This window comes from Flavobacterium sp. 21.1 (genome assembly GCF_057801535.1).
Window position 1 is genome coordinate 37,650 of record NZ_JBYNXA010000006.1, and the last position, 26,104, is coordinate 63,753.

The following is a 26,104-nucleotide window of genomic DNA, read 5'->3' on the forward strand; positions in this document are numbered from 1 at the left end:
AAACTTAATTTCAATTTATTTAAGTTGTTTTTTTCCATTTTGTCTAATTGTTATTATTCTTCGTTTTCTTCTTCCTGTCTTCTTTTTTCTTCTTCAGCTTCCCTTTCTTCCTCTTCTTCTAATTGTCTTTTTCTATATTCCTCTTCTTCCTCTTCCTGTTTTTTTCTATATTCTTCTTCCTCTTCTTCCTCATTGTTTTGTTGTATTAATTCATCTTCGTCAGTTACATATGAACTAGTAGAACAATCTCCTTCATTTCCAATAATTTTCACTTTATATTCAACACCTCGATCACTTCTAAATGAAGCTACACCATAAGAAATATCTGGAGGTGTAAAATGTGAATTATCTAACCAACCACCATTTGGCCAATGAATAACAGTTAATTCATTGTTTTCAATTTCTACAAGTAATGTATAAGTTGAGTTAGTTCCTGTTTCTGAGTAATAATAATTGATTTCAGCACAATAGGTTCCATCAGAATAACCATTCTCGTCAGAATAATTTTCTTGCTGTTCATCTTCATAATTGTTATTTGATTTTTTACACTGGATAAATAATATAGTTATGCATAAAATTAGACATAATCTTTTAATCTTATTGAATTTCATGTTTTTTCGGTTTTTTTCGATAAAATTACTGGTAACTCCCAAATATATGAATTACATGAAAGCTGATGACCTAAAAAAGATTTATGAATGCACTAAATTAGGTGCGAAACCTATTTTAATATGTCTACTTACGTATTAAAATAGGTTTAGAATGTATTAAAATACGTCTACCTACGTATTAAAATAGGTTCGGAACGTATTAAAATACGTCTACCACGTATTAAAATAGGTTCGGAACGTATTAAAATACGTCTACCACGTATTAAAATAGGTTCGGAACGTATTAAAATACGTCTACCTACGTATTAAAATAGGTTCGGAACGTATTAAAATACGTCTACCTACGTATTAAAATAGGCTCAGAACGTTACAATACATGTAATAGAGTTAATTAAACATAAGATGCTTTAAAAAAAAACCGATAGCGAACTATCGGTTTTAGCACTCTTATAAATTTTAAAGTTTTACTTAGCTGTTTGAGTTGAACCTGCTGGTCTTCCAGCAAAAAACTGTCCCAACTCATTGGCTTTTGTTTCGAAACCTACTGATTGAGTAGAACCTTTAAATTTAGTAAAATCATAATCTATCAACGAAGCCTGATAATTGTCCCAATCATGTAGAATTTTAGCATTGCTCAAGCCATCAATCAAGCTCTGAAGACGGTGAATATTAGCTTGTAGATAAGAACGAGTATCAAAATCGTTCATAAACTCCGTCCAATCCACATCAGGACAACTTAGATTGGGTTGACTATCTCGAAAGTCTTTTACCTTATTAATGATTAGTTTATTCTGTTCGTTCACACTTCCATACTGCTGTCTTTCTTCAGTAGAAAGATTCGCTAATTTAGGAGCCAAGGCAGCTTCTAAAGATGTAATAGCACTGCTAATTGTGGTTTTCTCTGCAGCACTGAAATGTCTGCTGTCAAAATTTGTAAATGGCATATTGTTCATTTTTATAATTATACTCTTACAAATATTGATTGAAAAAAATTATCAAAAAAATATTATATACTATTTTACTTACTTTTTTATTAACATTTATTCATGTTTTTGTTAATAAAGAATAAAATTAAATGAAAGCAAAACAAAAAAAGCCACCCCGGATGGATGGCTTAGTCAGTTTTAAATAATTGCTTATTCAAAAATTAAAAGTGTGTCCGCAAGTATAAGAAGAATTTCCTTACCATCCTATCACTAAATTTAGTGATTTTCATATCACCAAATTTAGTGAGGCGCTTTTCCTTACGTATACAATATCAGGATCTTATCTACGATGGTCTGTGCGAGCTTGATTTTGCTCTCCACCGTCCAGCCGGCAATGTGCGGCGTAAGCAACACATTTTCCGCCTGAAGCAGGTACTCAAAAGCGGCGGGTTTTTCCTCTTCAAACAAATGTTCGAAGGATAGTTTTTCGTATTCCAGCACATCCAAACCGGCGCCGAGGATCTTTTTGGTTTTTAGCGCTTCGACCAGATCGGCCGTCACCACGCTGTTCCCGCGGGCGGTATTGAGGAACCAAAACGGTTTTTCAAAGGCGTTAATGAAATCGGCATTGACCATTTTGTCGGTCTCGGGCGTCCAGGGGGTATGCAGGCTCACCACATCGACTTTCTTCCGAAATTCGGCCAAGCTGACCTGCCGTGCGTTTTCGTCGCCCACACCCTCTAAAATATCGTAACAATATATGTCCACGTCAAAGCCTCGGAGTTTCTTCGCAAAGGATTTCCCCATGTTGCCATACCCGATGATGCCCACGGTCTTTCCGTCGAGCTCCTGCCCGCGGTTGCTCTCGCGGTTCCAGTGCCCACTGCGCACTTCGCGGTCGGCTTTGTTCAGGTTGTTGAAAAGCGACAGCAGCATCCCCAGCGCATGTTCGCCCACCGCATTGCGGTTCCCTTCCGGAGCGGCGATGAGATGAACGCCTTTGGCCTGGGCATAATCGCAGTCGATGCTTTCCAGTCCGGCGCCTACCCTTGCGATGAACTGCAGGTTCGTGGCTTTATCAAGAAAATCTTTGTCGATCTTAAAACGGCTGCGGATCACGATGCCGTGGTATTCGAGTATTTTGGCTTCGATCTCTTTTTTGGACGATTTGAAATCTTCGAAGTTCTGAAAACCGGCGGCTTCCAGTTGCTCCCACAACAACGGGTGGTTGCTGTCGATATGCAGGATCTTGGTTTGTGCGGTAGGCTGTATCAAGGCGGTAGTTCTTATTATGACGGTTAAAGGTACTATTAAATTCTCTTTGAAAAAAGAGTATATTTGAAACCCATGACCACACCTGCGAAATTTTTCCTTTACCTCCTTTTTGCGTTCTCACTGCCTGTGCTTGCGCAGAAGAAATTGGAATATACCAAAGAATCCAAATATTGGATGGATTATAATGATGGCATCGATAAAGAAATCGGCATAAAGGATTTAAAAACCACCACCGAAGATTTCTATTTCAGGCTGTCCTACCACGGGGTCAAAATTGATCTTTGGAAGGATTCCTTACAACGGAACCAAGCGGCACTCTACCATTACACTTTCAGAAAATATAAAAACAATCCCAAAGAAACCATTGTAAAGAAAGAAGACCTACCGCAGCCAAAAGCCGATTCCCTGTACGATTTGATCCAGAAAACCCATATTCTGGATTTACCGACCGATAGTGAAATCAAAGGTTGGAGCCACGGCTTTGATGGCGTAACGTACGAAATCGAATATTCGGATAAAAATAACTATTCTCTGAAAACCTATTGGACCCCAAGATCACAGGATTCACTAAAAGAAGCCCTAATTGTTGAAAGCTTCGTTGATGAAGTTTCAAAACTGCTTCAACTTAAAAAGAAATATGAGATTTTCACGTACGATTTACCCGATGGAAATTATAGCAATGGCAGTGGAATGTCTTTCGCAAAACTTGAACTAAAAAATTACTATACCGATGTAAATATCCGAAGTAGTTATAGACTTCCTATCGGAGCCCTTGTTGGTTATTATCAGTATAAAATAAGGAAAAGAGACATCAAAACCGGTATTGCGGCGCATTATAGCCACGGTTTCAATGAAGATTACGCTTTTGGCGGCTGGCTCTATAAATACGATGTGCTTTTTAAAGCAAAAAACAACTACTCCGACAAACTGGTGCTGGAATACCAGTCACGACAACTGGATTATTCCGGCTTGGACAAATCATTTCAGAATTACTCTTTGAAATATTGCTTTTTTGCCCATAAGATTGCCAATTTCTATGCAGGCTATGACCTTTTGAAAACGCAGGATTCCAATCAAAATGGAGGTTTTTTTGGAGTCGGGAAACAAATTGACGACATTGGGATTTATCCTTACGCGGAAATCAGCTACTACAGCCCGGACATTTACAATTATGAAGTCGGTATTTCCAAATCATTTCATCCAAAAACGAAATTGATTTCCTATGTGAACACATCCGTATACTATGAAAAACTGTTCGACTTTGACGGCTTTAACTTTTCAGTAAGTGTCCCATTGAATTTATAACTGCCCCCAAGAATTTAAAACCCAAGAATCACACGGGCAATGCTGAAATAAATCAAAATCCCGAGAATGTCGTTGCTGGTAGTGATGAACGGCCCGGTAGCCAAAGCGGGGTCGATGCCGTATTTATTAAGAATAATGGGAATGAAGGTCCCGTTTAAAGAAGCAATGATGATAACCGATAATAGCGCCACGGTAACGGTGATCCCAATATGGATTTCGTATCCCAACAGAAAATAACTTCCCGAAAAGAGGATGGCTGCCAAAATCAGTCCGTTCAGTAAACTCAAGGACAGTTCTTTTAGCAGTCGCTGCACGATACTGCCCGTAATGGCATTGTTGGCCAAACCCTGTACGATGATCGCCGAAGATTGCACCCCAACATTACCCCCCATCGCAGCAATTAATGGCGTAAAGAAAAATAAGGCTTTGTGCGATTCCATGGCGGGTTCGAAAAGACCCAGCACTTTCACGCTGATGAATCCGCCGAATAATGCCAATACCAACCAAGGCAAACGCGCTCGTGTCAGTTCCAGAATGCTGTCATCCGCCTCAACGTCCTGCGAGATACCGGCTGCCAACTGGTAATCCTGATCGGCCTCTTCTTTAATTACATCGATAATATCGTCGATGGTAATTCTGCCCACCAGTCGTCCCATTTCATCCACAACCGGAATGGCTTCCAGGTCATATTTTTGCATGATACGGGCTACTTCGACATCGGGGGTGTCTACTTTTACGTAATCTACTTTTTTGATATAAACCTCGCTGATCGGGGTTTTCGTGGACGTGGTCAATAAGTCTTTTAGTGATAAACGGCCTTTCAGACGGTCTTCGTCATCCACTACATAGATGGAATGTACCCGGGTTACGTGTTCGGCCTGTTGACGCATTTCTTTGACGCAGGTGAGCACGTTCCAGTTTTCGTTGACTTTCACCAACTCTTTCCCCATCAGACCCCCGGCAGTATCTTCGTCGTAGCGCAAAAGCTCGACAATGTCTTTGGCGTGCTCTACGTCTTCCAGCTCAAGGATTACTTCCTCTTTTTTGGATTGCGGAAGTTCCGCGATAATGTCGGCCGCGTCGTCGGTATCCAACTCGTCCAGCTCTTCAGCAATTTCTTTGGGTGAAAGGCGGCGTAAGATATTCTCACGCAAATCGTCTTCCAGTTCCAACAGGATTTCCGCGGTTTTCTCGGAATCCAGCACTTTGAAAATATAGGTAGCTTCATCGAAATCCAATTCGTCAAGGATTTCGGCAATATCAGCATGGTGCAGGTCATTCAGTAAAACTTCCAGTTGCTGGTCGTTCTTATTCTGAATGAGTTGCTCTAATTCCTGAATTAGTTCTTTGCTGAATTTAAACTCCATCGGCTCCTATTTTTTGCGTAAGTTCTATGAATTGTTCTACCGAAAGCTGTTCGGGACGGAGGTCAAAGATACTATCTTCTCGCAACTTATCCGACAGATTCAGCGATTTTAAGCTATTTCTAAGCGTTTTTCGTCGCTGGTTGAAGGATGTTTTCACCACATTGTAAAAAAGCTTTTCATCACACGGTAAGGAGTAGTTTTCCTTGCGGATCATACGCATCACACCCGATTTTACTTTTGGCGGTGGGGTAAATACATGCTCACTTACGGTGAACAGGTATTCCACATCGTAAAAGGCCTGTGCCAAAACCGACAAAATACCGTACACTTTGCTCCCTTTTTTGGAACAGATGCGTTCGGCTACTTCTTTTTGGAACATTCCTGAAAATTCAGGGATCTGGTCACGCAGTTCCAGGGTTCGGAACACGATCTGGGTCGAAATATTATAGGGGAAGTTTCCGATGATGGCGAAAGGCTCATCGTTAAAAACTTCTTTGATATTGTATTTCAGAAAATCCTTGGAGATAATTTTCCCGTGTAACTTAGGATAATGGGCATCAAGATACGCCACTGATTCGGTATCGATTTCGATGACATAGGTATCGATGGGTTTGTCCAATAAATATTTGGTAAGCACACCCATGCCCGGTCCGATTTCCAATACGTTCATGTATCCTTTCAGCGTCAGGGTATCGGCTATGTCTTTCGCGATGCTTTCGTCGTTGAGGAAATGCTGCCCGAGGTGTTTTTTTGCTTTTACTTTATCCATATTCATCTGCCACGAAGACGCCAAGGCCTAAGGGACTTTATTTTGTTATTTTTTAGAAAGCTCCGATTTGGCTTTTATTAATGCTCTGAAATCAATTCCAGTTCCGTACGGAAGGCCAGCATCTTATCGCCGAACAATCGGAATCCTTCCTCGCGAAGTCTTGGCGCGTCTTCGTCGTAATATCGCTGCAGGGTTTCTTTACTGTCGGTGGTATACTGAACGGAATAGGTTACCCCGCCCATTTCTTCTTCGACCAATACTTTTACCATGCGCGCCGAAGTGAATTTTCCGGTTGCCAAAACATCCGCGATGTGCTTGTTTTGCATCCAGTCCATCCATTGATCATGAACGCTTTCGTGTATATTTATGGTTACATTGTAGATTATCATATTTGTGTATTCGTTTGTTTGTGGATTTGTTTATTCTCGAATTGGTTATTGATGGATCGGTTGATTTGGTTATTTGATCCTATCTTGTCTCCTGCTTCTTTTCTCTTCTCCCTTGTCCCTTATCCCTCACGTTATAAGTTCGTATCCCCTCTCAGTTTTCTGAAATTCGTCCGGGCATCGACAAAATGGATGCTGTCCTGATGGTTGAAGATCACCTTTTCGTAAAGTGCTTTTGCTTTTTCGACGTCTACGATATTCTTTCGGTAAATTTCTGCCGAGTAAAACAGGGCTTCATCGGTGTAGATGCTTTCTTTGTGATCATCGAGGATGCGTTGATAATAAACTAAAGCCTGTTGGAAATCGTTTTGCTTTTCATACAATTGTCCGATTTTCAGCAAGGTTTCGTCTTCTATCGACTGGCCTTTGTGCTCTTGTAAAATCGTTTTAAACGCGGCCAGCGCCTCGGTAGTTTTGTTTTGGTATAATTTGAAGTCCGCTTTAGCGAATTTCTTTAAAGCGACCTGCGTACTGTCTTCTACCGTATTGTCGCTGATGAGCAAGAACAATTCCAGCGCATCATTGGCAATTAATTGAGATGACGATGACTTAAGTACTTTGAACTGTTTTTGCGCCCATTCGAAATCCCCTTTAAAATAACTCGCTTTGGCCATTTTCAGACTCGCCTGATGCCCGATTTCGTCGTTTTTCAGATCGTCTTCAATCTGGCCATAATAAATAATCGCCTGATTGAATTTTTCGTTCAACAGTAAAATATCAGCCAATTCATCTTTCACCTCTGCTTTCTGGTAATTGTTCAACGGCAAGGCCAATGCTTTTTCCAGGGTCATCTTTGCCGGCTCGAACTGTTTTAGATAAAAAGCGTCGAAATGAGCCGAGAGCGTTTGCAGATGCAGTGAATAAGGTGATATGCCGTACTTTTTCAACAGCAAAGCCAATTTGTCTTTTATCGCCGGATAGTCTTTTTCAGGTGCTTTTCTTATTTGCATGGTAAGCAACTGATGGTGTGCTTCCATCTGCAGTTCCAGATCCTGTGTACTATCCAGAATGAACTGTAGTATTTCTGTTGCCGTTTCGGTTTCGTCTTCCTGAATTGCGAGTTTGGCCAAGTTAATAATGGTAAAGAAATTGTCCGGTGAACGCTTAAAAATTGCTTTTTCCTGTACGAATGCTTTTCCGAATTCTTTTTGCTGCACAAAATACCAACTCAGAAACTGATTCCAGAAGATATCCTGCGTTTTCTGAGTGCGAAGCAACAATGCCTTTTTTAAATAAGAATTGAAACTTTCGCTGGCGTCTTCGGTTATGAATCGGGTAAGCTGGTTTTGCACCAACGGAAGGTTTGCCGGATTGGTGAATGCAAAATCCAGAAGTTTATCCGTCATCAGTTCCATATTGCCCAATTGTCCCTGCAATAAAGCCATCTGGTAATCGAAATTAAACTGCGGATTGGCTTTTTTACCGATTTCATACGCCTGAATCGCCCGTTCGACCAAGACTTTCTGTTCAAACGCGTAGGCGATTCCATACGTGTTATTCGGATTTTCGCGTATCTTATCTAAAGCGATGTCATAATACTTATTGGCTTTCTCCTGATTTTTCTGCAACTGATAATTGTACCCCAATTCGACATAAAGATTGTCGATCTTCATTTTCTCGATACGATTCTGAATAAGTTGTTCCGCTTTGTCGTATTGCTTTAACTGCTGATAACAAGCGATTGTCTTTAGTAAGACCGCATAATTGTACGGCTGTGCTTTTAGTACATCCTCGTAAACCACGATGGCCTTTTCAAATTCGCCACGGTCAAAATAATTCTGCGCCAACTGTTCGTTCTGTGCGAAAACGGTTAGCGAGAAGAAAAGCAGTATGAAAGCGAAATTGAGTCTCATTGGTACAAATAAGCTATAAATTTAAACATTGAATTTGTATTAAACTCATATTCCTTTGTTAATTTATACTTTGAAAACAGCAGGCCTTTCTTTTTAAAACTGTCTGAGCCCTTTTTCTGTTGTTGCATGTTATAAAAAAAGTCCCGATTTCTCGAGACTTTTTTCCTTATTTTACTGCGTGCAGTTCGCTACGCTCGGGTTCAATTGTCTTAGTCCGCTAAAACAATTACTTTATTGTCATTCATTTCGATCGTTCCCGATTCGATAGGCAACCAAAATGTCTGTTCGTTTACTTTGTTGAATTTAGTCGCAAATTCTTTTGCGATCTTCAATCCCGAACCTACAATTTTCACGTTCCCTTTTCCTAACAACGACACGATAGGTGCGTGGTTGTTTAACATCTGGAACTCGCCATTTACTCCCGGAACCGCTACCGAAGTAACTTCTCCTTTGAATAATGTGGCTTCCGGTGATACAATTTCTAAAATCATATTCTTTAGTTTACAGTTTACAGCTTACAATTGCCAGTGACTGTTCACCGCGACTGCTTACTGCATACTAGATTATGCTTCTGCTAACATTTTCTGTCCAGCCTCGATAGCATCTTCGATGGTACCTTTCAAGTTGAACGCTGCCTCAGGTAAGTGATCTAACTCACCGTCGATGATCATGTTAAATCCTTTGATAGTATCTTTGATATCAACCAATACTCCAGGGATACCAGTAAACTGCTCCGCTACGTGGAACGGCTGAGACAAGAAACGTTGAACACGACGAGCTCTTGATACAGCTAATTTATCTTCTTCAGATAACTCTTCCATACCTAAGATCGCGATGATATCCTGTAATTGTTTGTATTTCTGTAGAATCTCTTTTACTCTTTGCGCACAAGCGTAGTGCTCTTTACCCAAAATTTCCGGAGTAAGGATACGAGAAGTAGAATCCAATGGATCTACCGCAGGATAAATACCTAACTCAGCAATCTTACGAGACAATACTGTTGTAGCATCTAAGTGAGCAAACGTTGTTGCCGGTGCCGGGTCAGTTAAGTCATCTGCAGGTACGTAAACTGCCTGTACTGAAGTAATAGATCCTTTTTTAGTTGAAGTAATACGCTCCTGCATTACCCCCATCTCAGTTGCCAATGTTGGTTGGTAACCTACCGCAGATGGCATACGACCTAATAACGCCGATACCTCAGAACCTGCCTGTGTAAAACGGAAGATATTATCAACGAAGAATAATACATCTTTTCCTTGACCTTCACCTGCTCCATCACGGAAATATTCAGCGATAGAAAGACCAGATAATGCAACACGAGCACGAGCTCCTGGTGGCTCATTCATCTGACCGAAAACGAAAGTAGCTTTAGACTCTCTCATTCCTGGCTTATCAACTTTTGATAAATCCCATCCTCCATTTTCCATAGAGTGCATGAAATCATCACCGTATTTGATAATACCTGACTCTAACATCTCACGAAGTAAGTCATTTCCTTCACGTGTTCTTTCACCTACTCCTGCGAATACAGAAAGACCACCGTGACCTTTTGCAATATTGTTGATCAACTCCTGGATCAATACCGTTTTACCTACTCCTGCACCACCAAACAATCCAATTTTACCTCCTTTTGCATAAGGCTCAATCAAATCGATTACTTTGATACCTGTAAATAAAACTTCTGTTGAAGTTGATAAATCTTCGAATTTTGGAGCCTGACGGTGGATCGGTAAACCATTCTCACCTTCTTTTGGCAAATCTCCAAGACCATCAATAGCGTCTCCGATTACATTAAATAAACGACCGTAGATATCTTTTCCGATTGGCATCTGGATTGGATTACCCGTTGAAACCACTTCCGTACCTCTACTTAAACCATCCGTTGAATCCATCGAAATAGTACGAACTGTATCTTCACCAACGTGAGACTGTACTTCAAGTACTAATTTTGAACCGTCTTTTTTAATGATTTCTAATGAATCATAAATTTTTGGAAGTTCGGCATTTTGCGTGTTGAATACCACGTCAACTACCGGTCCGATAATCTGTGCAACTTTTCCTGTAACTTTAGACATTGCTTATGTATTTATTAAACAGCTATTTACGTTTCTTGAAAAAACCTCTTTTTTCAGAGCGCAAAGATAGTTTTTAAATGCAAAAAACGAAAATTAATTTTTGAATTTTTTACAATAAAAAAAGCGGACCCTGAAAATCCGCCTTTTTTACTATTCTACTGTAACCGATTTCGCAAGATTTCTCGGCTGATCGACATTACATTCCCGCATCACTGCAATATGATACGAAAGTAATTGCAACGGGATCGTAGTCAACAATGGTGTTAACGCCTCCGATGTGTCCGGAATTTCAATCACGTGATCCGCCAATGCACGTACCTGAGTATCGCCTTTAGTAACCACAGCAATGATTTTTCCGCTACGGGCTTTGATCTCCTGAATGTTACTTACTACTTTATCGTAATGATTCTGCTTAGGCGCAATCACCACCACCGGCATGTGCTCGTCGATCAAGGCGATCGGACCGTGTTTCATTTCGGCAGCAGGATAACCTTCTGCATGTATATAAGATATCTCTTTTAATTTCAAAGCACCTTCCAAGGCAACAGGGAAATTATATCCACGTCCTAAATAAAGACAATTAGGCGCATCTTTATATATTTCCGCAATTTGTTTTGCCACATCATTGGTCTGTAATGCCTCTTCCACTTTCTCCGGGATCAACTCCAGTTCAAGCAAATAACGCTGGTAATCGGAATTGTTCATCGTGCCTTTTGCTTTTGCCAAACGAAGGGCGATCATAGTCAATACCGTAATCTGTGTTGTGAACGCTTTTGTAGAAGCCACTCCGATTTCCGGACCGGCATGCGTATAAGCACCCGCATGGGTTTCACGCGAAATAGACGAACCTACCACATTACATACTCCGAATACAAACGCACCTTTTTCCTTAGCCAACTTAATCGCCGCTAAAGTATCGGCAGTTTCTCCCGATTGCGAAATTGCGATCACCACATCATCCGGATATATAATAGGATTACGATAACGGAATTCAGAAGCATATTCCACTTCCACCGATATACGGGCAAATTCCTCTATAATATATTCCGCAACCAATCCGGCGTGCCACGAAGTTCCGCAGGCAACGATCAGAATACGGTTAGCATTTGTGAATTTTTCAAGATTATCTTCTACACCGGCCATTTGGATAATACCTTTATTGGCATGCAAACGACCTCTGTAGGTATCTTTGATCACACTTGGCTGCTCATAAATCTCTTTTAACATGAAGTGATCGTAACCTCCTTTTTCAATCTGCTCCAAATTCATTTGAAGCTGCTGAATATAAGGGTCAACCAAAGTATCGTCTTTGATTTTGCGAACCTTCATCGGTTTATGCAAACGAACGATCGCCATTTCTTCATCTTCAAGATAAATAGCATTCGTAGTATACTCTATAAAAGGAGAAGCATCTGAAGCCACGAAGAACTCATCTTCACCGATTCCAATTGCTAAAGGACTTCCTAAACGGGCCACGACCATTTCCTCGGGTGATTTCGTATCCATCACTGCGATAGCGTATGCACCGATTACCTGATTCAAAGCAACCTGAACTGCTTTCCCTAATTTAAGATTGTCTTTCTTCTGTACCTCCTCGATAAGGTTTACCAAAACCTCCGTATCGGTATCTGAATGAAAAACATATCCTCTGTTAATCAATTCCTTTTTAAGCGGCTCATAGTTTTCGATAATCCCATTATGGATGATCACCAATTCGCCTGAATTCGAAAAATGAGGATGGGAATTCACATCATTAGGCACTCCGTGTGTAGCCCAACGCGTATGCCCCATACCTACAGTACCTTTTAAAGACAATTCTTTTGCAGCTTTGGCTTCCAGATCGGAAACTTTTCCTTTTGTCTTGGAAAGATTAAACTTTCCATCTTCACACAAAACCAAACCGGCACTGTCATAACCTCGGTACTCTAATCTCTTTAATCCTTTAATGATCACAGGATAAGCATCTCTGTGACCTATATATCCAACAATTCCACACATAATTAGTCAGGTTTTGTATAGTAAATCTCTAATTTAAGTCTTTTTTCCGGATCTTCACTTTCAGGGCCATACAAAATCGTTCCAAGGGGACTTAACACCGACGATAGCGGAATAATTTCCGTTGGCTGACCACTTGCAGGCTTTCTGTATGCATTCGTTGAAAGATTTATGTTTTCAGAAACAGCAATTCCAAGTCTGTAGTTGGTTGAATCTTTATGCTTTATAAGACTCTTAATGTACTCCGTTACCCTAACCTTATATTTAAACCCGTTTCCGTTTGCATCTTTTTCAATTATACCTCCAAATCCTCTTTTATTGTACTTAGGATTAGCACTGTTGGTTGAACCGTCCGCATAATAATCCACTACCGGTCTTTTGTTCTTATAATCGTAAAGATAGATCCTGTTTGGTTCAATCTGACCTGATTTACCCATACCGTCAAGTGTTCCATCAACATAAAAAGTAAGGTTCGCTTCATTGATCATCCAGCCATTAGCACGCAAAGTTTCCAACTCATCCGGAACGGTACCTGCATCGGGTCCGTCTTCACCAAAAAGGTCAATATACGCTGCCGAACCATTACCCCCTTTTAAACGCAGTCTCTGCATAGGATTTGGCGCCAAAGTAGGACTGCTATCAAAGAAATTAACACAATTTCCGCCCAGTTTAATCACTAAATATCTTTTCAGACGGGTGGCTGTCGGAGTCGTAGGGTCATTATCGTCATCAGTAGCCTGATCCATTTTGTAAGTCATCTTTATATACCCTTTGGTAAAATCCAATGAAGCCATAGCTCCCTCTCCACCATTTGATTCCACCTTAAAATACAATCCTCTGAAATACTCTTTGAATGCATTATTATTCGCCAACTTACTGGCCGGCGCTTTTAAAATCCTTTTCTCAAAGTATTCTTTGTTAAGATTCAACCAAATCCCCGGCACAAAACGCTCCTTAACTACACGATCTTCAATATTGGAGGGATCGATTACATCACCCGAAGAATTCACAAAATCTCCACTACCATTGGTCTTATAAATAATTCTTTCCTTATTGCTAAAGAAAAACTCTTCATTTTCAGCAGTGTCTGCACTATTATTTAAATACGCGCCGTTAACAATATCTTCATTATTGGCATCAGCCCCTAACTTAACATTTTCCACCTTACCCTTCTCATCAGAAAAATGGCGCTCTGCCCCTCCCGTATTATTTGGATTGTATGTTCCCAAATAGTACCCGTTTTCATAAACTTTCAGCTTGAACTTTTTGGTAGTCAAATCCACATCTTTAGGAGCCGGGTAAACCGAATCCAACTCATATTTTTTGGTACCGTCAGCATTAGTTCCCTTATCGGTATTATAGAAAGGAACATAGACCCAAACCGAATCAATTACAGGATTGGTATTCACAGTAACATTGGAAACCTGCAGTTCGGCCTGTGTCACAAAGTGAGATGTAGTTGTCCCAAAAGCAGGATCTGTATAAGTTCCAAGGGAATTTAGGGTAAGATTGTTTGTCTGCACCGGACCGGTCAGGTAATTATTGGTTTTCACCTCATAAGTTGCCTTATCAAACTGAAAATAATCGTTACCAACAATATCTGAACCTATAGTATTGAATTCCTTATCGCAAGAAGCAAGGAAAACAATGGGAACCAACAATAAAATCCTCTTAACTAATGAAAGTTTATTCATGTTTATGTAAAATCCGTTTATTATAAAACCTGTGTTTTGTAGAAATTAGTATACATTTCTGCAAATTGATCTTTCGAGACGAAAGGTAAAAAAGGTTTGTTTGAAGTTTCTATAAATTTTGTTAAACTTGGAGACACATCCTCCGATGCGATAATTACCGCATCCGAATGCAAAATCGAAGCTTTCATGATATTCTCAAAATTCGGTTCAGCCAAATCAGCAACCGCATCTTGCGGAACATTATCAAAAGTCACTTTTTTAAGCATCTCCATATCCAATGTACCGTCAAAAGACTGACCGTACACTGATGTTACGATTTTAGTATCTGCAAAAAGCGCCTCATTTTTGTAAAAATGCTTCATATATACCGGCAACATTGCTGCCATCCAGCCGTGAACATGAATGATATCCGGAACCCAGTTAAGTTTCTTAACCGTTTCCACAACACCTTTCGCAAAGAAAATGGCACGTTCGTCATTATCCGGGTACAGCACGCCTTCTTCGTCGGTGAAAGTGGCCTTGCGCTTGAAATATTCGTCGTTATCAATAAAATAAACCTGAATTCGTTCTTTCGGAATCGAAGCAACTTTAATAATTAAAGGCATATCCATATCGTTCACCACCAAATTCATTCCCGACAATCGAATCACTTCATGCAACTGATGCCTGCGCTCATTAATATTTCCGTATCTGGGCATGAAAATGCGTATCTGGCCTCCTTGATCGTTGATCATTTTAGGCACGTCGTACGACATTAAAGAAACCTCATTTTCAGCCAAGTAAGGCACTACTTCAGATGATACATACAATATCCTCTTATCCTCCATTTGTAATTTATTTTTAAAAATTGGGTACAAAAAACAGGCAAAATTACAAAAATTTATGCAGTTATTTGACAAAATAGTAAGTTTGCACTGAATTTAAACCGGAAGAAAATGTTAATCTTCAATAAAAAGTCTGATTTAGCGGCACATTTGACAACCGCTCGTTCTCAAAAAACCAAAATCGGCTTTGTTCCTACCATGGGGGCCTTACACCAGGGACATTTGTCACTGATGAAGGAATCTCTAAAAAACAACACAATAACAGTGGTAAGTATATTTGTCAATCCTACCCAGTTCAACAACGCTGAGGATCTGGAAAAATACCCCAGAACACTGGAGCGTGATGTTGAAAAAATAAAAACACTTTCCGACGGCATTATCGTTTTTGCCCCTACCGTGGAAGACATGTATGAAGGCAACACAATATCGACCTCCTTCAATTACGACGGCTTGGAATTTCAAATGGAGGGCGCTCATCGTCCGGGTCATTTTGACGGCGTGGGGACAATTGTTAAAAAACTGTTGGAAATCGTAATGCCCGACAATGCTTATTTTGGCGAAAAGGACTTCCAGCAATTACAGATTGTAAAAAAGATGGTTGAAAAACACCGTCTCCCGGTACAGATTCACGGCTGCCCCATCCACCGCGAACCCAACGGACTGGCCATGAGCTCGCGCAATGAACGTCTTTCGGAAGAAGCACGGGCAGAAGCAGCCTTCATCTACAAAACCTTAAAACTGGCAAAAACGAAATTCGAAAAACATTCAACAAAAGAAGTTACCGATTTTGTTACGAACGAATTCAAAAAACACCCGAATTTCCAGCTGGAGTATTTTGAAATCGCCGACGAAGCCACGCTATTACCCTGCAAAAGAAAAAGCAAAACCCGAAAGTACCGTGGTTTTATAGCGCTTTTCGTAAACAACATCCGATTAATAGATAATATTTCACTAAATTGATATAACTTTGCAGTATGCAAATTCACGTTGTTAAATCCAAGATTCACCGCGTTAAGGTGACTGGAGCTGATTTAAACTACATCGGTAGTATTACCATTGACGAAGCTCTAATGGAAGCTTCCAACATTTATGAAGGCGAAAAAGTATCCATCGTAAACCTGAATAACGGGGAACGTCTGGAAACTTACGCCATCACCGGACCAAGAAATAGCGGTGAAATCACTTTGAACGGACCGGCTGCCCGCAAAGTTCATAAGGGTGATATCATTATCATCATTGCTTACGGAATCCTAACCTGCGAAGAGGCTAAAACCTTCAAACCAGCCTTAGTGTTCCCTAACGAGCATGACAATTCTTTAAGATAAGCTTGAACGAAAAAGTAAAAAAAACACTTGGAATTGTACTCCCGCTTCTGTTGGGAGTTTTTTTGGTTTGTTATACTTACAATAAGTTTACCGACGCGCAATTGGATGAAATGAAGGGCTATTTCAAAAATGCGAACTATGGTTTCATCGCGATTTCATCCTTCTTTTCCGTTGTCAGTCTGGCGGCCCGAGGCTACCGTTGGCGTTACAGTCTTGAGCACATGGGTTATCTTTCCAATTTCCCTAATAATTTTTCCGCGGTATGCATCGGCTATCTGATGAACTATACGGTTCCACGCTCAGGAGAAGTTTCGCGTGCATTGGTACTCAAAAAATACAACGACATTCCTTTCGATAAAGCTTTCGGAACCATTATTGCCGAACGTGTCATTGATTTGTTCATTCTCATCGGATTCATCCTTACGGCACTTATACTCCAATTTGACCAGCTGCAAACCTTCCTTTCCGGTATAATCCCTGTAGAACAGCTAATTTACATTGGATTCGTCGGTGTGTTTGGATTTGTGAGCGTTGTTTTGCTTTTTATTTATTCCAATTGGAAACCGATCGTATTCATCAAAGAAAAAGTGGCCGGCTTGATCGAAGGACTTTTAAGCACCTTCAAAATGCCAAATCGGGTTCCGTTCATGATCTATACGGCAGTGATTTGGATTTCCTATGTATTGACATTTTATTCGGCAGTATACGCTTTACCTGAAACAAGCGGCATCACTCTTGGTGTAATCGTTACCGCATTTGTCGTGGGAAGCTTAGCCGTAACCTTCACCAACGGAGGATTTGGCGCCTTCCCGTTAATGATTGCCCAAATCCTTTTGCTTTACAATATTCCGGAAACAGCCGGGACTGCATTTGGCTGGATTCTATGGTCTTCACAAACGGCGCTTATAGTAGTTTTGGGCGGTATCTCGTTTTTACTTTTACCCGTTTTCAATCGCAAAAAATAATTTACTATATTGCTGTTCTATTTTAACAGCTAAATACAGTAAATTACATGAAAACCAAATTGCTCCTACTTCTCACGCTTATAACGGGTTCCTTGTTTGCTCAGCGCTTTGACGAACCGTTTGAATCTCAAAAATTAGGCGTTGCCCGCGATATTAGCATCATTCTGCCTCCATCTTATGAATCAGCTAAGGATAAAAAATACCCGATTTTCGTGGTTTTGGATAGTGAATTTTTACTGGACCCCGTAATGGGAACTATGAAATACGGCGCTTACTGGGACGATCTTCCCGAAGTGATCATCGTCGGAATCAACCAAAATAAAAGCAATGAACGTGAATACGACAGTCAATTTGACGAAGACGGACTTCCGACCGAACAAGGAGCAAAATTCTTCGAGTTCATCGGCATCGAATTACTGCCTTACTTAGAGAAAAAATTTCGTGTTGCGCCTTTCCGCATGATTGTCGGACATGATTTGACAGCTTCTTTTTTAAACGCCTATCTGTACAAAGACAATCCGGTTTTCAATGCCTACTTATGTCTTAGCCCGGAATTACCGGCCGAAATGGAAACCCGAATCCCGGACCGACTTAAAATCGCCCAAAAACCGATTTTTTACTATTTAGCTACGGCCGATGGCGATTTAAAAGACATGAGAGATCGTATTAAAGTGCTCGATGAAGGCGCTAAAGCCGTGAAAACCGATTTCGTAAAATACAATTTTGACGATTTTAAAAATACATCCCACTACTCGCTGGTTCCGTTTGCCATTAACAATGCCATCGCAGCTATTTTTGAAGGATATCAGCCGATTTCGATGAATGAATTCCAGGAGAAATTAGGAAAACTGGAAAAAGGACACACGCAATATTTAATAGACAAGTACACGAACATACAGAAAAAACTGGGCTTCATGCCACGAATCCGACTGTCCGATTTTAAAGCTATTGAGGCTGCCATCATGAAAAACAAAAACTACGAAGATTTTCTGCCGCTTTCCGAATTGGCAAAGAAAAACTACCCTAAAACCATGTTGGCTGATTACCACAAAGCAATGTATTATGACAATACTGGCGAACCGGGCAAAGCACAGAAAGCCTTTATGACCGCCTTCGGATTATCTCCGATCCGTGACCTTACTAAAGACATGATGCTGGAACGTGCTGATGCTATCAAAGGACAGCTGAAAAAAGGCAAAAAAGGCAAGAACGAAGTAACAGAAGAACAACCAACAGATGCCCCGGCAGAAACGCCAACCGAAACGCCAACCGAAACACCGACAGAAACCCCTGTTGAACAACCGAAACAATAATAATGTCCAAAATAAAAACCTCCTTTTTTTGCCAGAGTTGCGGCACCCAATTTGCCAAATGGCAGGGACAATGCACCTCTTGTAAAGCGTGGAATACCATTGTTGAAGAAGTCATTCACAAAGAAGAAAAAGTGGCCTGGAAAACCGAAACCTCAGCGGTTAAAAGAGCTACTAAACCATTAAAAGTCAACGAAATCGATTCTGCCGAAGAAATCCGGTTAGACACCACGGACGGTGAGCTGAACCGGGTTTTGGGTGGCGGACTTGTACCCGGCTCCTTAACGCTTTTGGGTGGCGAACCAGGTATTGGAAAAAGTACACTCCTATTACAGATTTCACTAAAATTACCTTATAAAACGCTTTACGTTTCTGGAGAAGAGAGTCAGAAACAGATCAAGATGCGCGCTGAAAGAATTACCTCTAATAGCGACAATTGTTACATCCTGACCGAAACCAAAACGCAAAATATCTTCCGACAGATTGAAGAGATCGAGCCGGAAATCGTGATTATCGATTCGATTCAAACCTTGCATACGGATTATATTGAATCTTCGGCAGGAAGTATTTCGCAGATTCGGGAGACTACCGCCGAACTGATAAAATTTGCAAAGGAAACCAATACACCTGTAATCCTAATCGGACATATTACCAAAGACGGTAACATTGCCGGGCCGAAGATTCTGGAACACATGGTGGATACCGTTTTACAGTTTGAAGGCGACCGTAACCACGTATACCGCATTTTGCGCTCGTTAAAAAACCGTTTTGGCTCTACTGCCGAATTAGGGATTTATGAAATGCAGGGCTCCGGATTACGTGAAGTGGCGAATCCGTCTGAGATTTTGATTTCACACAAAGACGAAGAACTTTCGGGAACGGCGATTGCTTCCACTTTAGAAGGTATGCGACCGCTGATGATAGAAATACAGGCTTTGGTTTCGACCGCTGTTTACGGAACACCACAACGTAGCACTACGGGTTACAACGCTAAGCGTCTCAACATGATTTTAGCCGTGTTGGAAAAAAGAGCTGGTTTTCATTTGGGCTCCAAAGACGTATTCCTGAATGTGACCGGAGGAATTTCAGTAGACGACCCGGCCATTGATTTAGCTGTAGTGGCCGCGATACTGTCGTCCAACGAAGACATTCCGGTAGAAAAGAATTTCTGTTTTGCAGGAGAAGTGGGACTTTCAGGTGAAATCCGTCCGGTAAACCGCGTGGAACAACGAATCCAGGAAGCGGAAAAACTTGGATTTTCAACCATCTTTGTTTCCAAATACAACAAGATATCGCTGAAAAACACGCTTATCGATGTAAAATTGGTAGCTAAGATCGAAGATGTCGTGTCGGAATTGTTCGGATAAATAAAAAATCAACCTTTAAAACCGGTGATAATGAAACAATTACTCCTATTCAGCGTTTTCGCTCTTTTGATTTCCTGCAGCAAAGCCGATGTTTACAGCAAATTTGATGATGAATTTCCAGACAACCGATGGGTTCAGACCGATGTTAGAACCTATGATTTTACCATTTCTGACGACAGCAAAACCTATGATCTTATTTTTAAATTCAGTCACGTGTATGATTATCAGTTTCCTAGCGTTCCGTTGGATTTTGAAATAACCGACCCTTCAGGAAAAAAAGAAATATTCAGAATTGATCTAAAAATCAAAGACAGTGCAGGAAAGGAAATAGGCAGTTGTATAGGCGACATTTGTGATCTAAGCTATAAAATCAAGGAACACTCAAAGTTGGCCAAAGGATATTACAAACTAACGGTTTCCAATTCTTTTCATGGCCCTTATCTACCTAACGTAATTGGTGTTGGATTAGATGTAGCAACAGCAAAACCATAAAAGATGCATAATAAAAAAGCAGACCTCTCAGTCTGCTTTTTATTTATCTGCACTATTGTTCTTAGTCGATAATATCGAAACCGGTGTATTTGCGCAACACTTCGGGAATTACGATTCCTTCCGGCGTCTGGTAATTTTCCAATATTCCCGCCAATACACGTGGTAATGCCAATGAACTTCCGTTTAAGGTATGTGCTAATTGGGTTTTACCGTCTTTTCCTTTGAAACGTAATTTCAAACGGTTCGCCTGGAACGTTTCGAAGTTAGAAACCGAAGAAATCTCCAACCAACGATCCTGCGCCGTTGAAAACACTTCGAAATCATAGGTTAATGCCGAAGCAAATCCCATGTCGCCGCCACAAAGACGTAAAATACGGTATGGTAATTTCAATTCCTGCAGCAAAACTTTTACATGTTCCACCATTCCATCTAAAGCTTCGTGTGATTTCTCAGGATGCTCAATACGAACGATTTCCACTTTATCAAATTGGTGCAAACGGTTGAGTCCGCGTACATGTGCTCCCCAAGAGCCTGCTTCTCTTCTGAAACAAGGCGTATAAGCTGTTGCCAAAACAGGCAATTCATTCTCCTGTAAAATCACGTCTCTGAAAATGTTGGTTACCGGAACCTCAGCAGTCGGGATCAGATATAAATCGTCTTTTGCATCGTGGTACATCTGTCCTTCTTTATCCGGCAACTGCCCTGTTCCGTATCCGGACGCTTCATTTACCAAATGTGGCACCTGAAACTCGCGGTACCCTGCATCCGTATTTTTATCAAGGAAATAAGAGATCAAAGCTCTTTGAAGTTTTGCACCTTTTCCTTTGTATACCGGGAATCCGGGAGCCGTAATTTTCGTTCCCAATTCAAAGTCTACGATATCGTATTTTTTAATCAGTTCCCAATGTGGCAAGGCGCCTTCATGCAAGACCGGAATTTCTCCTTCCTGAAAAACATTCTCATTATCATCAGGTGTTTTTCCATTCGGAACAATATCCGCAGGAGTATTCGGTAATTTATATAATTCCTGGGTAAGTTCTTCTGAAACCGCGTTCAACGCTTCGGAAAGTTCTTTTCCTTTTTCACGCAATTGAGTTGATTTTTCCTTTAAAATCTCCGCTTTGGCTTTTTCACCATTTTTCATCAGTTCGCCGATATCTTTGGAAAGCTTGTTGGATTCAGCTAAAATGTTATCCAATTCTACTTGGGTCGCACGACGTTTTTCGTCCAATGCTACCACATTCGCAACCATTTCGCCGGCATCTAAATTTCTTTTCGCCAACGCCTGAATTACCTTTTCCTGATTTTCTCTGATAAAAGCTATCTGTAACATACGTTTTGATTTTTAAAGTGAGCAAATTTAAGGAATTGTTTCATTAAATTTTAAAGCGTACAATGAAAGTTGAGCATATCCCGCATCAATAATCCATTAATATTTAATCAAACCCCATTCACAGATTAAATTATTTCCTAAATTTGAAAGATTCCCGAAAAAACATGAAGAAAACTGCCCTACTTTTAGCATTGCTTATTACTTCCTTTGGGTTTTCACAGCAAAACAAAAAGAACCTTCAGCAATTAGTACATGCCGAAATGAAAGCTGCTGCAGGGCGCATGGAGTTCAGGGAAAACCCTAATACCCAAAACTACGACATCACTTATCACAAACTCGAATTTACCGTTGACCCGGCCGTATATTTCATCGCCGGCAAGATCACAACTACATTTACGGCACTGGAAGACATGAATACCATCACCTTTGATCTGGCTAACGAAATGACGGTAAGCAGTGTAAAAAAAGGAGGGGTAGATCTAACATATCAACAAAACGGAAACAATGAATTGGTAATCACTTTTCCCAACCCTCAATTATCAGGAACACAGGGCACTGTAGAAATAACCTATTCCGGCGCGCCTCCCGTACACGGTTTCACAGCCTTTGCAACCTCCACTCATAATGGAATACCGGTTATGTGGACGCTTTCCGAACCTTATGGCGCACGTGATTGGTGGCCGTGTAAACAGGATCTGAACGACAAAATAAACAACATTGATGTTTACATAACCGCGCCATCCCAATATACAAGTGTTTCAAACGGGCTGGAGCAATCTCGAACCTTTAACGGGCCTAATAAAACCACGCATTTCCATCACAGTTATCCAATCCCGGCTTACCTGATCGCAATTGCAGTAACAAACTATCACATCTTTAACCAACAAGGAGGTTTAGGCACACCCGAAAGTCCTCACTTTCCTATTATCAACTACATCTATCCCGAAACAGCAGCAAGCACGGAAAACAGTTTAGCCGTTACTCCAGTCATTATAAATACTTATGAAGCTCTTTTTACCCCTTATCCTTTTCGAAACGAAAAGTACGGACACGCTCAGTTTGGTTGGGGAGGCGGAATGGAGCATACCACCGTTTCTTTTATGGGCGGATGGGACAGGGATTTGATTTCGCACGAAATGGGACACCAATGGTTTGGCGACAAGGTCACCTGTGGCTCCTGGAATGACATCTGGTTAAACGAGGGCATTACCGAATATTTATCAGGGTTGATCATTGAAAATCTGGATGGCGCCGAAAGTTTTTATAATTGGAAAAACGACAAAATCATTAGTATCACATCACAGCCCGGGGGAAATCTGTACCTGAGAGACAGCCAACTCAATGATATCGGACGTATTTTTGACTACCGTTTAACGTATAATAAAGGCGCGATGGTCACCAATATGATTCGGTTTAAAATGGGAGATGGCAATTTCTTCCAGGCAATGAAAAATTACCTGAACGATCCTGCCCTGGCTTACGGTTATGCAACTACTCCTCAATTACAGTCGCATCTGGAAGCGGTTTCCGGAATGGATTTTACCGATTTTTTCAATGACTGGATCTACAAAGAAGGCTACCCAACCTACACGATAACAGCACAGAACTGGGGCGACGGAATAGCTAAAATCACGATCAGTCAAAGCAGTTCCCATGCATCGGTTCCGTTTTTCGAAATGCCGGTGCCTCTCCGATTATTCGGCGATAACAACCTAAAACAGGACCTTGTATTGAATAACACAACAAACAATCAGGAATTTATTGTAGAAGTTCCTTTTAAAGTGAAACAAATAGTTTTCGATCCCAAAAAAAACATCATTTCCCGGAACAGCAGTGCAAATATGACAGGCGATAACACAGACCTTATCATCTATCCAAATCCCTGCCATGACATCTTAACGCTAAAACTTCCAACAGATGTTAACCTGGAAAAAGTGGAATTTTTCAACGTCCTGGGGCAGTTGATTCTGAAGGAAAACAAATCAATGATAAACATAAGCACTCTTGCCAATGGTGTTTATCCCATGGTAATTACTACTTCCACAGGAACTATCCATCATAATTTAATTAAAGAATAACTATTTTCGAAAACCTTTTCTCTGATAATCCCTGATAAAATCATGCATCACAAAAAAAGAAAAACATAATGTTGTAAAAGACACAAAATAAGATGCTTATGTTATAATAATTTTTATATTTGGGAAAATTTTTAAGAAATATGAAAAAGTTTGCCCTGCTTTTTGCATTACTCCTAACCTATATAGGTTTTTCGCAGACCCATGACGAAGACTACCATCGAATGATTGAAGCTGAAATGAAATCGGCTGCAAGAAGAATGGATTTCAGAGTCAATCCGAATACCCAGAATTACAACATCACTTATCACAAACTGGAATTCACGGTTGATCCGGCCGTATATACTATTTCAGGGGTAGTTACAACGACCTTTACAGCATTGTCGGATATGTCGTCGGTAACTTTCGATCTGACGAATCAGTTAACGGTAAGCAGTGTAAAGCAAGGCTTAACAAACCTGACATTTACCCAAAACGCCAATAACGAATTGGTCATAACACTTCCTTCCACATTAACGACAGGCAATTCAGCAACAGTAAAAATCACGTATTCAGGAGCACCTGCAAGTGGAGAACAGGCTTTTACCACCAGCACACATAACGGCAGCCCGGTTTTGTACACCTTATCGGAGCCTTTTGGCGCGAGAGACTGGTGGCCTTGCAAACAAGACTTAAATGATAAAGTGGACAGCATCGATGTTTTTATTACGGCGCCTTCCTCATATGTAAGCGTTGCTAACGGATTGGAACAATCACAAACAATCAACGGCGCAAATAAAACCACGCACTTCCACCACGGTTATCCCATTCCGGCCTACCTAATTTGTATGGCGGTGACCAACTATCAGATTTACACCCAACAGGCAGGATTAGGCACGGCGGCCAGCCCTTATTACCCGGTGGTAAATTATATTTATGCAGAGAACAATACGGCTTCAACTAGAACACAGATCGATCAGACCCCTTTAATTTTAAATTTATACGAATCTTTGATCGGACCTTACCCGTTCCGTAATGAAAAATACGGTCATGCCCAATTCGGTTGGGGCGGCGGAATGGAACACACTACTGTTTCCTTTATGTACAATTTCGGAAGAAGCCTTATTGCTCACGAAATGGCGCACCAGTGGTTCGGAGATAAAGTTACTTGCGGAACCTGGAAAGACATTTGGCTCAATGAAGGGATTACGGAATACATGTCGGGATTAGTTGTTGAAAATTTCGACGGCGCTTCCAGCTTTGTATCCTGGAAGTCGGGCAAAATAAACAATATTACATCACTGGCTGGTGGTAACCTGTATTTATCGGATACTCAGGCTCAAAATGTAAACACCATTTTCAGTTCGAGAATTTCATACGACAAAGGTTCCATGGTAACCCATATGCTGCGACACAAACTGGGCGATGCCAACTTTTTTCAGGGACTTCGCAACTATCTAAATGATCCCGCTCTGGCTTATGGCTACGCAACCACGCCTCAGCTAAAAACGCATTTGGAAGCAGTTTCGGGTATGAATCTAACCGAATTCTTCAATGATTGGATCTACATGCAAGGCTATCCCACCTATACTGTAAATGCCCAGGCCTTAGGAGGCAATCAGGTGCGTGTTACGCTTAACCAGAGCAGTTCACATATTTCTGTTCCGTTTTTCGAAGCGCCGGTTCCTATCCGTTTCACAGGTGCAGGCGGTTTAACTTATGATACTGTTCTAGATAACACCAGTAACGGACAACAATTTGTGGTTTCGGTACCTTTCGCTCCAACGGGAATTCTGTTTGACCCCAACAAACATATCATTTCCAAAAACAGCACTGCCACGCTAGGGAATGAATCGTTTGAACTCAATCAGCTTATCAGTTTATATCCTAACCCGTCAAACGATCGCGTAACGATTCAATTGCCAACTGCCATTCAACTACAAAAAGCAGAAATATACAACGCACTTGGCCAATTAGTAGCCACCGAAACTAATGCGGAATTCAGCGTAAATCAACTGTCCAACGGCGTTCATATCGTTAAGATCACCACCTCTGAGGGTGTAATTCATAAAAATTTTATAAAAAATTAGGCAATCCTAAATAACTTGATAAAAAGTA

The 26,104-nt window shown here is 40.8% G+C and carries 22 protein-coding genes; 9 read left to right on the forward strand and 13 right to left on the reverse strand.

Annotated elements, in window-relative coordinates:
• Positions 1 to 53: 53 nt before the first annotated feature.
• The 3 genes from AC3E9U_RS14795 to AC3E9U_RS14805 all read right to left on the reverse strand — a co-directional run bounded on the left by AC3E9U_RS14795 (position 54) and on the right by AC3E9U_RS14805 (position 2,812).
• On the reverse strand, positions 54 to 611 hold the full coding sequence (locus tag AC3E9U_RS14795; protein WP_488747701.1) for a hypothetical protein: 558 nt from the start codon (positions 609 to 611) through the stop codon (positions 54 to 56).
• Positions 612 to 1,075: 464 nt separating this feature from the next.
• On the reverse strand, positions 1,076 to 1,555 hold the full coding sequence (locus AC3E9U_RS14800; protein ID WP_488747702.1) for a hypothetical protein: 480 nt from the start codon (positions 1,553 to 1,555) through the stop codon (positions 1,076 to 1,078).
• Between the two features lie 300 nt (positions 1,556 to 1,855).
• On the reverse strand, positions 1,856 to 2,812 hold the full coding sequence (locus tag AC3E9U_RS14805; protein ID WP_488747703.1) for a 2-hydroxyacid dehydrogenase: 957 nt from the start codon (positions 2,810 to 2,812) through the stop codon (positions 1,856 to 1,858).
• Positions 2,813 to 2,884: 72 nt separating this feature from the next.
• Between AC3E9U_RS14805 and AC3E9U_RS14810 the strand changes: the two genes are divergently transcribed.
• On the forward strand, positions 2,885 to 4,117 hold the full coding sequence (locus tag AC3E9U_RS14810) for a hypothetical protein (RefSeq protein ID WP_488747704.1): 1,233 nt from the start codon (positions 2,885 to 2,887) through the stop codon (positions 4,115 to 4,117).
• 14 nt (positions 4,118 to 4,131) lie between these two features.
• On the opposite strand, the gene mgtE is transcribed toward AC3E9U_RS14810, so the two are convergent.
• The 9 genes from mgtE to AC3E9U_RS14855 all read right to left on the reverse strand — a co-directional run bounded on the left by mgtE (position 4,132) and on the right by AC3E9U_RS14855 (position 15,143).
• A complete protein-coding gene (gene mgtE / locus AC3E9U_RS14815) occupies positions 4,132 to 5,484 on the reverse strand; it encodes a magnesium transporter (protein ID WP_488747705.1) in 1,353 nt (450 codons plus the stop codon).
• Complete coding sequence (rsmA, locus tag AC3E9U_RS14820) at positions 5,474 to 6,253, reverse strand: 16S rRNA (adenine(1518)-N(6)/adenine(1519)-N(6))-dimethyltransferase RsmA (protein WP_488747706.1); 780 nt, start codon at positions 6,251 to 6,253, stop codon at positions 5,474 to 5,476. The genes mgtE and rsmA overlap by 11 nt, the downstream gene beginning before the upstream one ends.
• A gap of 77 nt (positions 6,254 to 6,330) precedes the next feature.
• Entirely contained in the window at positions 6,331 to 6,642 is a 312-nt protein-coding gene (locus AC3E9U_RS14825; protein WP_488747707.1) for a DUF4286 family protein, read from the reverse strand.
• Between the two features lie 131 nt (positions 6,643 to 6,773).
• Positions 6,774 to 8,552 (reverse strand): tetratricopeptide repeat protein, encoded by a 1,779-nt coding sequence (locus tag AC3E9U_RS14830; protein WP_488747708.1) that lies wholly within the window; start codon positions 8,550 to 8,552, stop codon positions 6,774 to 6,776.
• A gap of 209 nt (positions 8,553 to 8,761) precedes the next feature.
• The gene (locus AC3E9U_RS14835; RefSeq protein WP_488747709.1) at positions 8,762 to 9,043 is read right to left on the reverse strand and encodes a F0F1 ATP synthase subunit delta/epsilon; all 282 of its coding nucleotides are present in this window, start codon (positions 9,041 to 9,043) and stop codon (positions 8,762 to 8,764) included.
• A gap of 72 nt (positions 9,044 to 9,115) precedes the next feature.
• Positions 9,116 to 10,627, reverse strand: coding sequence for a F0F1 ATP synthase subunit beta (gene atpD, locus AC3E9U_RS14840; RefSeq protein WP_488747710.1), 1,512 nt, complete (start codon positions 10,625 to 10,627; stop codon positions 9,116 to 9,118).
• A 150-nt stretch (positions 10,628 to 10,777) separates the two neighbouring features.
• Positions 10,778 to 12,625: a glutamine--fructose-6-phosphate transaminase (isomerizing) gene (gene glmS / locus AC3E9U_RS14845; protein ID WP_488747711.1), complete on the reverse strand. Its 1,848-nt coding sequence runs from the start codon at positions 12,623 to 12,625 to the stop codon at positions 10,778 to 10,780.
• A 2-nt stretch (positions 12,626 to 12,627) separates the two neighbouring features.
• On the reverse strand, positions 12,628 to 14,316 hold the full coding sequence (bamH, locus tag AC3E9U_RS14850) for a BamH family beta-barrel-assembly machinery protein (protein ID WP_488747712.1): 1,689 nt from the start codon (positions 14,314 to 14,316) through the stop codon (positions 12,628 to 12,630).
• A 20-nt stretch (positions 14,317 to 14,336) separates the two neighbouring features.
• A complete protein-coding gene (locus AC3E9U_RS14855) occupies positions 14,337 to 15,143 on the reverse strand; it encodes a glycogen/starch synthase (RefSeq protein WP_488747713.1) in 807 nt (268 codons plus the stop codon).
• 108 nt (positions 15,144 to 15,251) lie between these two features.
• Here AC3E9U_RS14855 and panC point away from each other — a divergent pair, with 108 nt between their 5' ends.
• The 6 genes from panC to AC3E9U_RS14885 are packed head-to-tail and all read left to right on the forward strand — an operon-like array spanning position 15,252 to position 20,599.
• Positions 15,252 to 16,100 (forward strand): pantoate--beta-alanine ligase, encoded by an 849-nt coding sequence (gene panC / locus AC3E9U_RS14860; RefSeq protein ID WP_488747714.1) that lies wholly within the window; start codon positions 15,252 to 15,254, stop codon positions 16,098 to 16,100.
• Between the two features lie 14 nt (positions 16,101 to 16,114).
• The gene (gene panD, locus AC3E9U_RS14865) at positions 16,115 to 16,465 is read left to right on the forward strand and encodes an aspartate 1-decarboxylase (RefSeq protein WP_488747715.1); all 351 of its coding nucleotides are present in this window, start codon (positions 16,115 to 16,117) and stop codon (positions 16,463 to 16,465) included.
• Positions 16,466 to 16,467: 2 nt separating this feature from the next.
• Entirely contained in the window at positions 16,468 to 17,430 is a 963-nt protein-coding gene (locus tag AC3E9U_RS14870) for a lysylphosphatidylglycerol synthase transmembrane domain-containing protein (RefSeq protein WP_488747716.1), read from the forward strand.
• Between the two features lie 47 nt (positions 17,431 to 17,477).
• A complete protein-coding gene (locus AC3E9U_RS14875) occupies positions 17,478 to 18,743 on the forward strand; it encodes an alpha/beta hydrolase (protein WP_488747717.1) in 1,266 nt (421 codons plus the stop codon).
• Between the two features lie 2 nt (positions 18,744 to 18,745).
• Positions 18,746 to 20,107 carry a DNA repair protein RadA gene (gene radA / locus AC3E9U_RS14880; protein WP_488747718.1) on the forward strand — a complete coding sequence of 454 codons (1,362 nt, stop codon included), beginning with the start codon at positions 18,746 to 18,748 and terminating at the stop codon, positions 20,105 to 20,107.
• Positions 20,108 to 20,137: 30 nt separating this feature from the next.
• On the forward strand, positions 20,138 to 20,599 hold the full coding sequence (locus AC3E9U_RS14885; RefSeq protein WP_488747719.1) for a gliding motility lipoprotein GldH family protein: 462 nt from the start codon (positions 20,138 to 20,140) through the stop codon (positions 20,597 to 20,599).
• A gap of 61 nt (positions 20,600 to 20,660) precedes the next feature.
• Here the strand turns inward: AC3E9U_RS14885 and serS are convergent, their stop codons facing one another.
• Positions 20,661 to 21,932 (reverse strand): serine--tRNA ligase, encoded by a 1,272-nt coding sequence (serS, locus tag AC3E9U_RS14890; RefSeq protein WP_488747720.1) that lies wholly within the window; start codon positions 21,930 to 21,932, stop codon positions 20,661 to 20,663.
• Positions 21,933 to 22,096: 164 nt separating this feature from the next.
• Here serS and AC3E9U_RS14895 point away from each other — a divergent pair, with 164 nt between their 5' ends.
• Both AC3E9U_RS14895 and AC3E9U_RS14900 read left to right on the forward strand, forming a co-directional pair.
• Positions 22,097 to 24,010: a M1 family metallopeptidase gene (locus AC3E9U_RS14895; RefSeq protein WP_488747721.1), complete on the forward strand. Its 1,914-nt coding sequence runs from the start codon at positions 22,097 to 22,099 to the stop codon at positions 24,008 to 24,010.
• 140 nt (positions 24,011 to 24,150) lie between these two features.
• Positions 24,151 to 26,076 carry a M1 family metallopeptidase gene (locus AC3E9U_RS14900; protein ID WP_488747722.1) on the forward strand — a complete coding sequence of 642 codons (1,926 nt, stop codon included), beginning with the start codon at positions 24,151 to 24,153 and terminating at the stop codon, positions 26,074 to 26,076.
• Positions 26,077 to 26,104: the final 28 nt, after the last annotated feature.